The sequence below is a fragment of the Paenibacillus thalictri genome, from assembly GCF_004307995.1.
Classification (GTDB): Bacteria; Bacillota; Bacilli; order Paenibacillales; family NBRC-103111; genus Paenibacillus_AF; species Paenibacillus_AF thalictri.
The window spans coordinates 186242-200249 of record NZ_SIRE01000017.1 but is presented as its reverse complement, the minus strand read 5'-3'; the positions used below and the strand labels follow the sequence as shown (position 1 = coordinate 200249).

Annotated in this window: 16 protein-coding genes; all 16 read right to left on the bottom strand. The window is 51.7% G+C overall.

The features are described 5' to 3' along the window. Positions 1-23: 23 nt before the first annotated feature. Positions 24-278, bottom strand: a complete 255-nt coding sequence (locus EYB31_RS23525) for a hypothetical protein (RefSeq protein WP_131015860.1) — start codon at positions 276-278, stop codon at positions 24-26. 3 nt (positions 279-281) lie between these two features. Beyond that, positions 282-629, bottom strand: a complete 348-nt coding sequence (rsfS, locus tag EYB31_RS23520; RefSeq protein ID WP_131015859.1) for a ribosome silencing factor — start codon at positions 627-629, stop codon at positions 282-284. Positions 630-761: 132 nt separating this feature from the next. Then, the gene (gene yqeK / locus EYB31_RS23515) at positions 762-1334 is read right to left on the bottom strand and encodes a bis(5'-nucleosyl)-tetraphosphatase (symmetrical) YqeK (RefSeq protein WP_131015858.1); all 573 of its coding nucleotides are present in this window, start codon (positions 1332-1334) and stop codon (positions 762-764) included. Continuing rightward, positions 1324-1911, bottom strand: coding sequence for a nicotinate-nucleotide adenylyltransferase (locus EYB31_RS23510; RefSeq protein ID WP_131015857.1), 588 nt, complete (start codon positions 1909-1911; stop codon positions 1324-1326). Before EYB31_RS23510 ends, yqeK begins: the two co-directional genes overlap by 11 nt. Before the next feature lie 43 nt (positions 1912-1954). Further along, positions 1955-2248, bottom strand: a complete 294-nt coding sequence (gene yhbY, locus EYB31_RS23505) for a ribosome assembly RNA-binding protein YhbY (protein WP_131015856.1) — start codon at positions 2246-2248, stop codon at positions 1955-1957. 10 nt (positions 2249-2258) lie between these two features. Continuing rightward, positions 2259-3119 (bottom strand): shikimate dehydrogenase, encoded by an 861-nt coding sequence (gene aroE, locus EYB31_RS23500; protein WP_131015855.1) that lies wholly within the window; start codon positions 3117-3119, stop codon positions 2259-2261. Positions 3120-3167: 48 nt separating this feature from the next. Beyond that, positions 3168-4289 carry a ribosome biogenesis GTPase YqeH gene (gene yqeH, locus EYB31_RS23495; RefSeq protein WP_131015854.1) on the bottom strand — a complete coding sequence of 374 codons (1122 nt, stop codon included), beginning with the start codon at positions 4287-4289 and terminating at the stop codon, positions 3168-3170. Then, positions 4286-4795 carry a YqeG family HAD IIIA-type phosphatase gene (locus EYB31_RS23490; RefSeq protein ID WP_170318260.1) on the bottom strand — a complete coding sequence of 170 codons (510 nt, stop codon included), beginning with the start codon at positions 4793-4795 and terminating at the stop codon, positions 4286-4288. Before EYB31_RS23490 ends, yqeH begins: the two co-directional genes overlap by 4 nt. 262 nt (positions 4796-5057) lie before the next feature. Next, the gene (locus EYB31_RS23485; protein ID WP_131015853.1) at positions 5058-7268 is read right to left on the bottom strand and encodes a transglutaminase TgpA family protein; all 2211 of its coding nucleotides are present in this window, start codon (positions 7266-7268) and stop codon (positions 5058-5060) included. Beyond that, the gene (locus EYB31_RS23480; RefSeq protein ID WP_131015852.1) at positions 7269-8510 is read right to left on the bottom strand and encodes a DUF58 domain-containing protein; all 1242 of its coding nucleotides are present in this window, start codon (positions 8508-8510) and stop codon (positions 7269-7271) included. Positions 8511-8515: 5 nt separating this feature from the next. Then, a complete protein-coding gene (locus tag EYB31_RS23475; protein ID WP_131015851.1) occupies positions 8516-9475 on the bottom strand; it encodes an AAA family ATPase in 960 nt (319 codons plus the stop codon). A gap of 254 nt (positions 9476-9729) precedes the next feature. Next, positions 9730-10713 carry an HD-GYP domain-containing protein gene (locus tag EYB31_RS23470; RefSeq protein WP_165452571.1) on the bottom strand — a complete coding sequence of 328 codons (984 nt, stop codon included), beginning with the start codon at positions 10711-10713 and terminating at the stop codon, positions 9730-9732. A 403-nt stretch (positions 10714-11116) separates the two neighbouring features. Then, positions 11117-11467, bottom strand: a complete 351-nt coding sequence (spoVAE, locus tag EYB31_RS23465) for a stage V sporulation protein AE (protein WP_131015902.1) — start codon at positions 11465-11467, stop codon at positions 11117-11119. Between the two features lie 10 nt (positions 11468-11477). Next, positions 11478-12497, bottom strand: a complete 1020-nt coding sequence (gene spoVAD / locus EYB31_RS23460; protein WP_131015849.1) for a stage V sporulation protein AD — start codon at positions 12495-12497, stop codon at positions 11478-11480. After that, complete coding sequence (spoVAC, locus tag EYB31_RS23455; protein WP_131015848.1) at positions 12498-12974, bottom strand: stage V sporulation protein AC; 477 nt, start codon at positions 12972-12974, stop codon at positions 12498-12500. It lies immediately after the preceding gene. Positions 12975-13022: 48 nt separating this feature from the next. Further along, on the bottom strand, positions 13023-13835 hold the full coding sequence (locus EYB31_RS23450; RefSeq protein WP_131015901.1) for a DUF421 domain-containing protein: 813 nt from the start codon (positions 13833-13835) through the stop codon (positions 13023-13025). Positions 13836-14008: the final 173 nt, after the last annotated feature.

Sequence of the window (14008 nt, the reverse complement as noted above, 5' to 3'; positions counted from 1 at the left end):
GGTGCCGGCAGGCAAATGCGCCGTTATGTCGTCCGCACGGCGGTCTCCTCCGCCTCCGCCGCTGTCATTTTGCCGGCGGTAGCTTCCGGACGAGCCAAAGTTTGATTCCCGTGATCCCCGCCGTTTATCGTCCCCGCCCTGATTACGCGCGTACGGCCTTTTATTGTCCGCAGCACCTCCGCGGTACGAGTCTCGGCTGTTTCTGCTTCTATCGGAAGCGTTTGACCTTCCCCCGCCATTTTGTCCGCCGCGGCCTTCCCCTGATCTGCCGCCATCATGTCTCATACCCGTTCAACCACTTTCGCATCGGACCAAAGCCGCTCAATATTGTAATATTCCCGATCGTCGCGATGGAACACGTGGGCAACCACATCGCCCAAATCAACCAGCACCCATCTGGCCGTATCCATGCCTTCCATTCCACGGACGCGAACTCCACGTTCCTCGGCTTTTTTATGGATTTCGGTGGCGATTGCCTGCACCTGGGTTTCCGAGTTGCCGTGACAAATCACAAAGTAATCGGCTATCAGCGAAATACCTTTTAAATTTAGCGTAACGATGTTCAGCGCTTTTTTATCGTCTGCGGATTCCACCGCAAGGTTCATAAGTTCATCCGGATTCAAGCTCATTGAATTCCTCCTAAGAGTTTTTGCGAAGCGAAAACTCGCTTCGTAAGCGTTACTGAGTTTTTGCGAAGCAAAACTTGCTTCGTAAGCGTTACTGAGTTTGTGCGAAGCGAAAACTCGCTTCGTAAACGTCAACTATCTGTGTTTGGTCAGTTCCTCAATTAAACGGTTGCGGCTCAGAACGGTAAGCGGATATATTTTTTTGCCTTGCATCAGCAAAAATTGAATCGTCGAATCGAAACCGGCAACCAGCGCCTTCTCAACACTATGTTCAGCGATTTCCCGTATATTATGCACAGCCGGAAAATCCCGGCCCGGTTCAATGTAATCCGCCAGACAAACCACTTTGTCCAGCAGGGTCATGTGCTCCCGGCCCGAAGTATGATACCGGATCGCATCCAGCACTTCTTGATCACCGACACCCAGCCGGTGCTCGGCCACCCAAGCTCCCGCATGCGCATGCCATAACTCTTTATCGTAGTCCAGCAAATCGGCGGGAAGCCCGTTCTCGCGGATCACTGCAGCCTGCTTGTCAACCGGCCATGCCTTGCAGTAATCGTGCAGCAGAGCGGCCAAATACGCCTTCTCCGGGTCTGCTCCGAACCGCTGCGCAAGCTTCACGGCGGTATCCATAACCCCTAACGTATGCGTCCAGCGTTTGCCGGGCAATTCCTTTTCGGTCGCGGCAATCAATTGTTCAAGCTTCATACAGGCGATTCACCTCAATATATTCAAATACCCGGTCCGGAACAAAATAACGCGCCGATTTCCCCGTCGTCGCCCGTTCGCGAATCAGTGTTGATGAAATATCAATAAGCGGCATCGGCACGATAACAACCGCTTGGCGAATATGTTCGGGCAGACGGCTCAAATCAAGGGCGGTACCCGGTCTTTGCAGCCCGATAAAGCCGATTCGCTTGACAATCTCATCGATTTGAAACCACTTCGACAAAAATTGTACCATATCGGCGCCGATAATATAGTGCATTTGATGAGACGGATACAGCTCGCAAAGCCTTTTTACGGTTTCCACACTATAAGACACGCCGCCCATTTGCAGCTCCACATCCGCAGGCTTGAACTTCGGATGATCTTCCACCGCCCGGCACACCATATCCCATCTTTGCGCAGCCGACGCCTTCGGCGCGCGGTCTTTGTGCGGCGGAATGTGACTTGGCATAAACCACGCCTCGTCGAGACCGGCCGCTTCCACTGCGCTGCTTGCAGCGATCAGATGCCCGATATGAATCGGATCAAAGGTGCCTCCCATGATTCCAACCTTCATCCCTGTACCTCTCAAGAATCGTTATTCGTAACATTGCTGCGGATTACACCGGCAGTTCAATGGTTTTGTTCTCGCGGGATTGCTTATATAACACGATAATTTTACCGATGACCTGCACCAGCTCGGCATCGGTTTCGTCAGCCAGCTGTCTGGCGATGTTTTCTTTGTCCTCCAGACAATTGTTCAGCACGGAAACCTTGATGAGTTCCCTTACCTCAAGCGCTTCTTCGATGCTTTTGACCATATGTTCGTTAACGCCGCCTTTGCCCACTTGAAAAATCGGATTCAAATGATGCGCCTCGGAGCGTAAAAATCTTTTTTGTTTACCTGTCAACATGATGTACCCTCTATTCGTTAAATGATTGTTCCACAACTTCGCGCATGGCTTGAATCGGCGCCGGCAATCCGGTCCAATATTCAAAAGCATACGCGCCTTGATAAATAAACATGCCAAGCCCGCTATGAATCGCCGCGCCCCGCTGCTGCGCTTCCCGCAGAAACTTCGTAACCAGCGGGTTGTATACCAAATCGCTGACCACTATTCCCTCGCGGATAAGCGCTGTATCCATCGGTACTTCGTCCACGTTCGGGTGCATGCCAACCGATGTATTGTTGACGATCAGGTCCGCTTCCGACGCAGCTTGCGCGACTTGTTCGAGCCCGATGCCTTCCGCTTCGGTAAAGCGTGCCATATATTCCGCAAGCTCCTCGGCCCGTTCCTTGGTACGGTTCGCGATGGTAATACGGGCGGCGCCTTCCTTCGCCAGCGCATAACCAACTCCGCGCGCCGCGCCGCCTGCACCTAACATCAGCACCCGTTTGCCCGCTAAATCGATGCCCGTTTCTTCCTTCAGCGAACGCACATAACCGATCCCGTCAGTGTTATATCCGATCAGGCGGCCCTTTTCGTTGACAATCGTGTTTACGGCTCCGATCTGGCGTGCGCCTTCGTCAATCTCGTCCAAATACTCCATCAGCTCGACCTTGTGCGGAATCGTTACGTTCACCCCGCGGAAGCCAAGCGCACGAATGCCGTTTACCGCTTCTTTAAGCGTGCCCGGCAATATGTGAAACGCGCCGTACGCAGCGTTAAGCCCGACCTCGCGGAATGCCCGGTTCAGCATAATCGGCGATTTGGAATGCCGGATCGGATCTCCGAATACGCCGTACAGAATGGTATGACTGTCTAACGACCAATTGCTATCCATCGACTTTCCCCCATGTCCTCGCCTTAAAGTGCGGGTTCAAACAACCTCTTAAATCAACGAATTACGGATAGATACTTTGACGCCCTTAGGCGCGTGAATGATCAGCTCGGCACCGGAGCTGCTATTGACCTTCACCCAACCCAGCCCGGAAATGAACACATCTTTAGCGCTGCCGCGCGGAATGCGGATGGCATGTTTCGTCCATTTGGGCAGCTTATCCAAATCCTCCTTGGATGGAGGCGAGAGCAGCTCCCCTTTGTGTTCCTCATACAGGCTGTCCGCCCGCTCCAGCTTCGTCCGGTGAAGACTGATGGCATTGGAATTGAAGAAAGTAAACGACTGGCGTTCCCCTCTGACAAAATCAAACCGCGCATAAGCGTCCCAAAAAACCGTCTGCTGCTCGTTTAACTGAAACACCGTCGGTTTCATTTCCCCTTGGGGCAGTAGCGTCTGCAAATCTTTTTTGGCGGCCAATTCCGAAATACGGTGCTCGTACACGATCCCCGGCGTATCGATAATGCTGCTTCCGTCGTCAAGCGGTATGTTGACCAAATCCAGTGTCGTTCCCGGATACTGCGAAACCGTCAGCTCGTTATCAAGGTCGCTGTAGTCGCGGATCAGCCGGTTAATCAGCGTCGATTTACCGACATTGGTTGCACCTACCACATAAATATCACGTCCGTCGCGATGCCGTTCCAGCGATTCGATGACACGTTCAAACCCTGTATTTTTTTTCGCCGAACAGACGACTACATCCACCGCCCGTAGTCCCAATTCTTTGGCTTGCGCTTGCACCCAGTTGACAATTTTGTTCGGATTGACCAATTTGGGCAGCAAATCCAGCTTGTTGACCACCAATATAATCGGGTTGCCGCCGACAAAACGGGACAGCCCGCCAATCAAGCTGCCCTCGAAATCAAAAATATCAACGATATGGACGACAAGCGATTTGGTTTCGCCGACTTGATTCAGCAGCTTCAAAAATTCATTCTGGTCCAGCGTTACCGATGAAGCTTCGTTATAGTTTTTGATCCGAAAACAGCGCTGGCAAATAACCGGCTCCCGGTTCAACGCCCCGGCCGGCACGTAACCCCGGTCCTGCTGTCTTTCCGTCTGCAATTTAGCGCCACACCCGGCGCATTTGGCCGGAATTGTCGTTAATTCACTCATATTTCGTCCTGCCTTTTCATGAAGAGTCTTGCTGCTTTTTCCAGCCGGCGGTTCACCATTCTCGTAAAAAAACCTTCGTCCGCCAAAGAAATCGGCTGTACAAGAATCGTAAACAAGCCCATCCGATTGCCTCCAAGCACGTCGGTCAGCATCTGATCGCCGATGACCGCCGTTTGCTCCGCTTTCAGGTTCATTTGCGAAAGCGCCTTGCGAAAAGCGGCAAGCGTCGGTTTCTTGGCCCTGTAAATAAAAGGGATAAACAGCGGTTCGCAAAATTTGGTGACCCGCATTTTGTTATTATTGGATACTACGACAACCTGAAATCCGGACTTGCGCAGCTTCTGCAGCCAAGCCTGCAATTCGGGTGTCGCCGCCGGAGATTTCGCTCCGACCAGCGTGTTGTCCAAGTCGGTCACAATGCCGCGAATTCCGCTTTTTTTCAGCTGCTCCAGATCGATATCGTAAATTGTATTTACATACAGCCGCGGTATTAACTTGCTTATCAAAAAAAGGTCACCTCAAAATTTTCCTGATTTATATACGACACACTATACCACAATGGAAGGTCCCCCTCAATCCCCCAGGCGGACACACGTGATGTCAGCTTTGCTATGCGCTGCTTTCCCGGGATTCCCAAGCGCCAACTTCTTGCTCCGCCCAGCACGGGTAAAACGGCCGCGCAACACGCAGCCCAATGAAAAAAAAGCCGGCGCAAGGATGCGTGCACACTTCCTTCCTTGCGCGGCTTCATGATGTTTTTTTAGCCCGTTACAGCTGAGATCGCAGGTGCTGCACGGATTTGACCGTATTTTGCCAATCCTGCTCGGTCACTTCCGCTTTGCTGTACTTTGCCTTCTCAAATGTAGAGAGCACATATTCCAAATCGTTTTTCATCCATTTGCTTTGCTTCGACCAACGCTGCATCGCTTCACGCATCGTTTCGTGCTCCATGCGGTTATATCCTTTGCGGCGGCATATCCGCAGCAGCTTTTCGCATTCGACGATGACTTTCTGCTTCAGCAGCAGCGCCCTGCGTTGTTTCAGCTTTTCTTGGAGCAGTTGAAGCCATTCGAAGCGCAAGCCGATATACAGCAAAGCGGCAATCACAACCGCGATAATCCCGTAAGAGACAAAATGTCCCGTATCGGGCATCATGCTCACTTCTTCAGCGGCAGGCAGGGCCGGAAGCGTAGAAAGATCAAGCGCTTCGGATGAAGTCGGAACCGCCCGGGGCATAACAAAACCGGATGTCGGTTCGAACGGAATCCAGCCCCAACCGCTGAAATAAACCTCGACCCAAGAGTGGGCGTCGCTGTTGCGTACCGTGTACACCCCGCCGGCATCCGGATCGATCATCCCCGGATCGTATCCGCTCATCATATCCGTTTGGTCCGGAGGCAGCATGCCCGAAGCATAACCCTTCACCCATCTGGCCGGAATCCCCAATGAACGCAGCATGATGGCCATCGAGGTGGAATAATAATCGCAATATCCTTCTTTGATCTCGAATAAAAAACGGTCCACGAAATCCCGGCTGCGGCCTTTGCTGAGATCCGGTTTATTCGTATACGGGTAAGTGTAGCGCAAATATTCCTCAATTTTCTTCGCTTTGTCGTACGGGTTATCCGCGTCTTTCGTAATTTCGGCGGCAAGCGTCTTCACCCGCTCGGGCAGCCGCTCCGGCAGCTGCAAGTATTCGCTTAATTCGTTGCGATTCGGAGTATCCATCGGCACTTTGCGGAGTCCTTCTTCGTCAACGATCGGCATTTCGGAAATCAGCGTGTACGTTTTGGGGTAGGGCTGCTTCGACTGCTCGTTAAAACGAAGCTCGCCATTTGCCGCCGTCCACAAAAACCGGTCCATACCGTTTTTGCTTCCGTCCACATCCTGAAGCTTCAGAATGGACAGCGAACCAAACAACACCGGATACACTTGATCCGTCTGTAAAGTAACCAACTGCTTCAGCTCAATGGTTTTGAGCTGGCTTCCCGCTTGTTTCGGATCGCCCGGCAGCGCCGTATCGGCCCGGACTCCTTGAACGGCGGCACGTTTCTCCGCATCGCTCGCTTCCCAGCCCTTGCCGTTATACTGCGATCTTGTTTCTCCCCGCCAATAGCTGCGATGATCCGTCTCTACCGTCATCACCGGCGTATAATCGTATGAAAATCCGCCGCCCAAGCTTTGGTCGTTGCGCGAATAACCGGAACTTGAATCGCCCGTCTGCATGACAACTTCAATTCCTTTGCCGGTCGTGAAGCTGGCCGGCTGGCCGCGCATATTTCGCCACGCCGTATAAGGATCCGTCAATAACGGGTTGATTTCCGGCATCAGCGACCCGATCAGCACCGTAAAGCTGACCAGCAATATAACCGGCAAAGCGATGGAGCCCGGATATTCGGACAAGTAGTCGTATGCGCTTGGGTCTTTGCGCTTTAATTGCCGGAAGTGGCAAATAATCAGCATGAACAATCCGCAGAACAAGATCACAGCCGCTTCCGGCCATAAAAAGATCGTCGAGAAGGAGTCGCGGATGGCTATAGCCAGTATGCTGGCCACAAGCAAAGTATAGATGCGCCATTTGGCTTCAATCCACCATAACGTGACCAAATAAACGACCCAGGTGCCAAGAGCAAACCACAAATAAGGTGTCAGCTGGACCAAATTGTCCAGCCATTCGGATGAAAAATAAGCAGATAAGGGCAAGTGGGGGTTGATCCCCTTGGTTTCCAGCACGTAATGAGTAACAGCCATGACGGACAGCAGCTGCAGCAATCCGCGCAGCGTCCAATGAAGACGCGGGATGATTTCAATGATAAAAACCGCTAATATCGTGAATTTGACCGCAAGCACCGTCTCGGGCAGCCACACGTTTTTTTCCTTCGCCAGCCAATCCACCAATTGCAGCAAAAATATCCCAGCAAACATAACCATCAAGCAGCGCTGCCAGTCCGAGATAAGAAAAGCGAAAGCTTTCTTCATTCAGCTTCGACCTCCCAGCATCACCGGGAGTTCAGCCAGAGAGCTGACCGCATAGCCGACAAAACCGGCTGATTTGAGCGATTTAAGCCAGTGCTCTTTACGCTGCGGGTCGGCGGATACGAAAATATGGCACGGATTTAGCTGCAGTTGCTTCAGCCAATGAAGCACCGCAAGCATCGACTCGCCGTGTTCAGGACTGATGACGGTAACAAAACTGCCCGGCGCCACATTTTGCACGTATTCCTTAAGTATTCTCCTGAGCGGGTAAGTGCCGTCCGCTTCCACGCCGATCAAATGCTGGGTCACCGCCTTGAGGTGCTGCTGGCCGTGTTTCGGTTCAAAAAATTGCGACGCGGCACCGCCGGACACAAGACCCAGCGCAAAGCTGCGGCTGGCTCCGTAATGAAACAGCGAAGCGCAAACGGAAACAGCCAGCTCAAACTGCTCGTCTTCGGTATAACCTTGGCTGTGACGGTCTAGAACAACAAACGTTTTCGGCAGCGATTCGCGTTCGAATTCCTTTGACTTCCACGTCCCCGTCTTGGCCGTCGCATTCCAATGAATTCGCGACAACCGGTCTCCGTAGATATATTCGCGCACGCCGTTGATTTGCGTCGTTTCCCTGACGGCACGGGTTGTTGTGGAATGATGGTTCGTCCCTTTCATCATTTGATGAAATTGGTGCCACTCCCGAATCGGCACAATTTGCGGCAGCACGGCAACCTGCTGCGGCAGCTCGATATAACCGGTATGCTCGAAGAGGCCAAAGATATCTTCCGTCACGCATTCGGTTTTGCCAAAGGTGTAAAATCCGCGGCGGAGCGGGTGCGTTTTATACTCAAAGATGCCGCGGCGCTTCCAGTCCGGCACCAATGTAACTTCGTACGTATATTCGGTATTGTTTTTATGAAACAGCCTTTCCTTAACAAACACATACGGTATCGGCCAAATGCCGGGTATTTGCAAGTGCATGCTTACGTTCAGCGAAGACCCTGCCTCAATTGTCGTCTCGTGTTCGGCATTCATCAACTGCCTGGAACCTGCCGTTTTCCGGATGCCGCTCCACTTGCCCAGCAGTAAATAAATGCTCAGTATGGAGACGATGACAAACAACATCAAGGCCAGCTTCCCGCCCTGAAACAGGACAAAACATAAGCTCCCGAAAAAACTGCCGGCGACCGCCCACACCTTCAGCGTGAGACGGTGCGGCTGCATCGCCTTACGAATGGCGTATCCCCTCATCGCAATCACTTCTCCAATCGGACGGGAACTCTCACTTGCTCGAAAATAGCTTGAATGACGGAAGGCACGGACGCTCCGTCCATACGGGCTTCTGAATGAAGAATAAGCCGGTGTCCTAATACATATGGGGCTAAAAACTTGATATCGTCAGGGATCACATATTCGCGTTCATGCAGCAGCGCATACGCTTTGGCTGCCTGGACAAGCGCCAGTGTGGCGCGGGGGCTCGCTCCAAGGAACAAGGACGGATGCTCGCGGGTCAAACGCACGATAGCCACCAAATAAGAAGCAACCGCATCGTCCATATGGATTTCGCGCACCTTCTGCTGAAGGGCGATCAACTGTGCGATTTCCGCAACCGGCTGCAGCGTATCCAGCGGATGGGCCACGCTTTGTGAAATAATCATCTGCTTCTCGACCGATTCCTCCGGATACCCGAGGCTGAACTTCATCATAAACCGGTCGAGCTGGGCTTCCGGCAGCACGTAAGTGCCTTCAAAATCGATCGGATTTTGCGTAGCCAGCAGCAGGAATGGTTTGGGCAGGTCGTGGCTTTCGCCATCGACGGTAATATGCCGCTCCTCCATCGCTTCCAAAAGAGCGGATTGCGTTTTGGTCGTTGCGCGGTTAATTTCATCCGCTAGTAAAATATTAGTCATCACCGGACCGGGTCTGAACATAAAGACTTCATCCTTCGGATGATAAATGGCTACACCCGTAATATCCGTTGGGAGCAAGTCAGGATTACATTGAATCCGCCGGAATTGGCCGTGGATCGATTTTGCGAGCGCTTTAATCAATACCGTCTTGCCTGTTCCGGGAACGTCTTCCAGAAGAACATGTCCGCCTGCAAGCAGAGCGGTAAGCAGCAGCATAATTTCCTTCTGTTTTCCAAGAATGCAGGATTCCAAATTAGCTTGAATCAATTGCAGCGCGTGTACATCGTTTTTTGTAACTGTTTCCATGTCTCCTGTCCTCCTTGAGAAGTAATTGCGGGACAAAATCGGTGTCATATGTGTTGCTGAAACAGGTGTTATACAAATGTTAACGACATGATGAGAAAAATAGTTTCTTGAATCTTATATTACAGGATGGAAAAAAAGGCGTATAGCTGTATTTACTCTAAAAATGTTTGTAAAAATCCACATTTCCTCCATATTTCCGACGATTACAGCAAAAAAGAGCCCCTCGTCCCCCGGAGCTCTTGTTTTTGCTTGCTTTATATCGATTGCTGCAGCGGCAAACGGGCCGCCGATTTCAGATTGGCCTCTTCCGATTGAATCAGCTGCTCGCGCTGCAGCACCTTCAACATCGCTTCGGCGATGGCCGGATCAAATTGGCTGCCGCTATGGCGTTCCAGCTCGGCTGCAGCCGTTTCCACCGACAGCTTCTGCCGGTAAGAGCGATTGGTTGTCATCGCGTCGAAAGCGTCGCTTACGGCCAAAATTCGCGCTCCCAGCGGGATATCTTCGCCTTTCAGTCCGGACGGATATCCTTTGCCGTCGTACCGTTCGTGATGGTGGCGCACCATCTCGGTGACTTTCATCTCCCGCAGCCTTTTGATGTCTTTAATGATCTGGTAACCGTCTTCGGCATGCTGCTTCATCTTGTCGTATTCTTCTTCAGTCAGCCGGGCTTCCTTATGCAAAATATGCTCCGGAGTGCCGATTTTCCCGATATCGTGGATCAGCCCCGCCATATACACCGTTTCCGTCATCTCTTCGCCGATATCGAGCTGAATGGCGATTTTACGGGCATATTGGGCGACATTTTTGGAATGGAACGCCGTATACGGATCACGGGCGTCGATGCTGCGCGAGAAAGCGATAATCGTGCTCATAAACATCTCTTCATTTTCCAATCTCTGGCGGTTGTTGCCTTGGGATATCATGACAAGCCGGCGAATCAGAAATACGACGCCGATAAAACCTAGCACGGAAAACAGCATCTCCGCTCTCAGCGTGTTCAAATACATCGAAAGCAATATAACGGCAACCGTCAGACCAAGCGACGGAATGATGTTATTGGTCAGCGTGGCAAGCAAAATGATCGGCACAATGTAAAGAACATGCATCAAAGTGGAAGGAAACGCGATATTCAGCGCGGCGGCTAGCAGCAGCGTAACCGCAAAGCCGATCCAGATGCCTTTCTTGCTGCCGCTTTGCCCGCCTACCGCACAATACGCCGATAATTTTTTTTCCATACAATCCTTGCAATATAAACTGCCGAATTCCAGTCTTGCGCGAGCGCATTGTTCGCAATATCCGCCATTTGTCTTGTCCATTACCGCCACACCGCCTTCAGAAAGTTACGTCGCTCCGTATTTTGTGGTTTTCATTTCCAGTATATACTAAGCAGGCGTTGTCCGTAAAAGCTTTTTGCGGCAAAAAAGGCCAGCCTGCGCGGCTAGGCCACTGAAAAAGTAGCGTAATGAGCGAAATCATTCTGGAGAAGCGCCAGCGTTCGCTTTTGTCCCCGAATTTCACCTGCCAAATGCAGGTACAATTCAAAGAAATTCGGGGACAATTGGCGATCGTAAGAATGATTTGTTCATGCAGCGTTCACTTTTTCAGTGGCCTCCTGCGCGGCTAGCCCCTTGCTATGCGTTATCCCCTCGGTTTTGCAACCAATGCGGCCAGAAATGAAAAGATGATCGCCGCGGAGATACCGGCGCTTGTCACCTCGAATATGCCGGTAATGATGCCGATCCAGCCGTGCAGTTTCAATTCCTGCAACGCGCCGTGCACCAGCGCATTGCCAAAACTTGTGATCGGCACCGTCGCGCCGGCACCGGCGAATTTGATCAGCGGTTCGTACCACCCGATGCCGTCCACAACAGCTCCGGCCACCACCAGCGCGCTCATCGTATGCGCCGGCGTCATTTTGCCCACATCCATCATCAGTTGGCCGATCACGCAAATTGCGCCGCCAATCACAAAGGCCCATACAAATTGCATGAAATCCATCTTATTCCTCCCCGCTTTCAATCGCTACGGCGTGCGCAATACACGGAATACTTTCGCCTTGCTGGAACGAGAGCGGAGAATGGAGCGCGCCGGTGGCGACGACCAGCACCCGCTTCAACTCGCCTTTCCGCAGCTTCTTCATAATATGGCCGTATGTCACGGTTGCGGAGCAGCCGCAGCCGCTGCCGCCGGCTTGAACTTGCACCGATTGTTTGTCGTAGTCGTAAATCATCATGCCGCAATCTTTATAGGTCGTCTGATGCATCGGAATCTTATGTTTCTCCAGCAGCTCCGACGCAATGTCGTATCCGACCTTGGCCAAGTCGCCGGTAACGATCAAGTCATAATAACCCGGTTCGCGCTGAAAATCGCGAAAATGCGCCGTAATGGTGTCTACAGCGGCCGGAGCCATAGCCGCTCCCATATTAAACGGATCCTTGATGCCCATGTCGACGACTCTGCCAATGGTCGCTCCGGTGACAACCGGCCCTTTTCCATGTCTGGATACGACGGCTGCGCCTGCACCCGTAACGGTATATTGAGCGGTGGGCGGTTTTTGCGAGCCGTATTCGGTCGGGTAACGAAACTGCTTTTCCGCTGTGCAGTTATGGCTGCACGTTCCCGCCATCGCATATTTCGCCGAACCCGAATTAACGATCATTGAGGAAATGGCGAGTCCTTCCATGGAAGTAGAGCAGGCGCCAAAAATGCCGATATACGGGATCGACAGTGTCCGCGCCGCAAACCCGTTGCTGATGATTTGGTTCATCAGGTCGCCGCCGACATAAAACTGCACATCTTCTTTGGTAATTCCGGCGTTTTCGATGGCCAGCTTGGCCGCTTCCTCCATCAGCATTTTCTCCGCTTTTTCCCAGCTGTCCTGCTTTAAACTGAGATCACCGTGCACAATGTCGAAATCGTCGACTAGCGGCCCCATCGCTTCATCGGGCCCGACAACGGTTGCGGTAGCTTTGATAACCGGACGGTTCTCAAACTTCCAGCTCTGATGACCTTGCAGCATTTATTTAACCCCCGTTCCGAGCAGCCAATGAACGATGCCTACGACAAAAGCCGCTACCGTTCCGAAGACGATCACCGATCCTGCAAGCTTGAACATATTCCCTCCCACGCCAAGGACAAAACCTTCGCTTTTATGCTCCAGCGCCGCGGAGCATAACGAGTTGGCAAAACCGGTGACCGGCACAGCCGAACCCGCTCCGGCCCATTGTGCGATTTTGTCGTAGACGCCGATGCTTGTCAAAATGACGGAAATCAAGATCAGCACGGCCACTGTCGGATTGCCCGCCGTTTTCTCCGTGAAATTAAACCAATGGATAAACATTTCCATTAAAAATTGACCGATCAGGCAAATGAAACCTCCGGCGATAAACGCTCTGATGCAATTGCGGAACACCGGGCGGGCGGGTTCTTTTTTCTTGGCAAAAGCCTGATACTCCTGTTGTGTCCATGTCATTTTTTGCTTTGCTTTAGTTGCCATAACAATTCCCTTCCTCTCCGCGAAGTATGCAGCCCATCGGCAAACGGTCTAACGTTTTAGCAGCGGGGTCATCTGACGGACAAGCTGATCCATGTCGTTAGCGCACTGTTCATACATGTCACGCGCTTCTTGATTTTGTGTGGACAGTCCGAACAATACGAGATCCGCCTGGCATTTCTTTAAAGTAGCCATCAGCAGTTTTTTCTCTTGGGGGGCAGGCACTTTTAACATATCGTCATACAAATCGACAGTTAGCTGCCCGTATGAATCGACTTGGCCGAGGAATACGTTGTCCTTGGTGACCCCTATTTTCCCCAGTTCCGTCTTCAGCCATTCAACGCTGAACCCCAGCGTCGCCAGCGGCTCCAGCATGATTTCTCCATCCATGATAACCGCTTGGGACTCCTGCTCCGGCGCAACGGTGATGCCAAGATGTTTTGGCGTGAGCGGCTGGTTTTCCTTTTTCAGCAAAACGCTTAAATCACCGCTGGCCTCCAGCATCGCAAATTCAACATCGGCCAAATTAAACACGTTTTTGGTCCGCAACTGCTCCAGCAGCTCATCGGACGTGTAGCGCTCCTTTTTGAGATTATCTTCGAGTACCTTACCTTCTTTAATCACAACGGTGCCTTTGCCTTCAAACCAATCACGCAGCCGCTTGCTTTTTAAGGTCAGCAGCTCCACACCGAGCGGAACGAGGAACCATACAAGCATTGCGGTTACGCCTAACATATAGTGGGCTTCCATATCCGTCGACATAAAGCCAGCCAGTTCTCCCAACGTAATACCTGTGACATATTCGAAGAAGGTCAGCTGCGAAATTTGTTTCTTCCCTAAAATCCGTGTCAGCAAAAACAGCATGCCCAGGGCTCCAAGAGATTTAAATACAATCTCAATCCAATTCAATTCGATCTTCCCCTTTAATCAAGCATAGTTGGTAATATGATTCGCATTTACAGCTTTTTGTATCAGCGTTTCGTTTGCGATATTTTACCATCAATGGCTCAACACCATTTGGGTCATATTAATTGAGT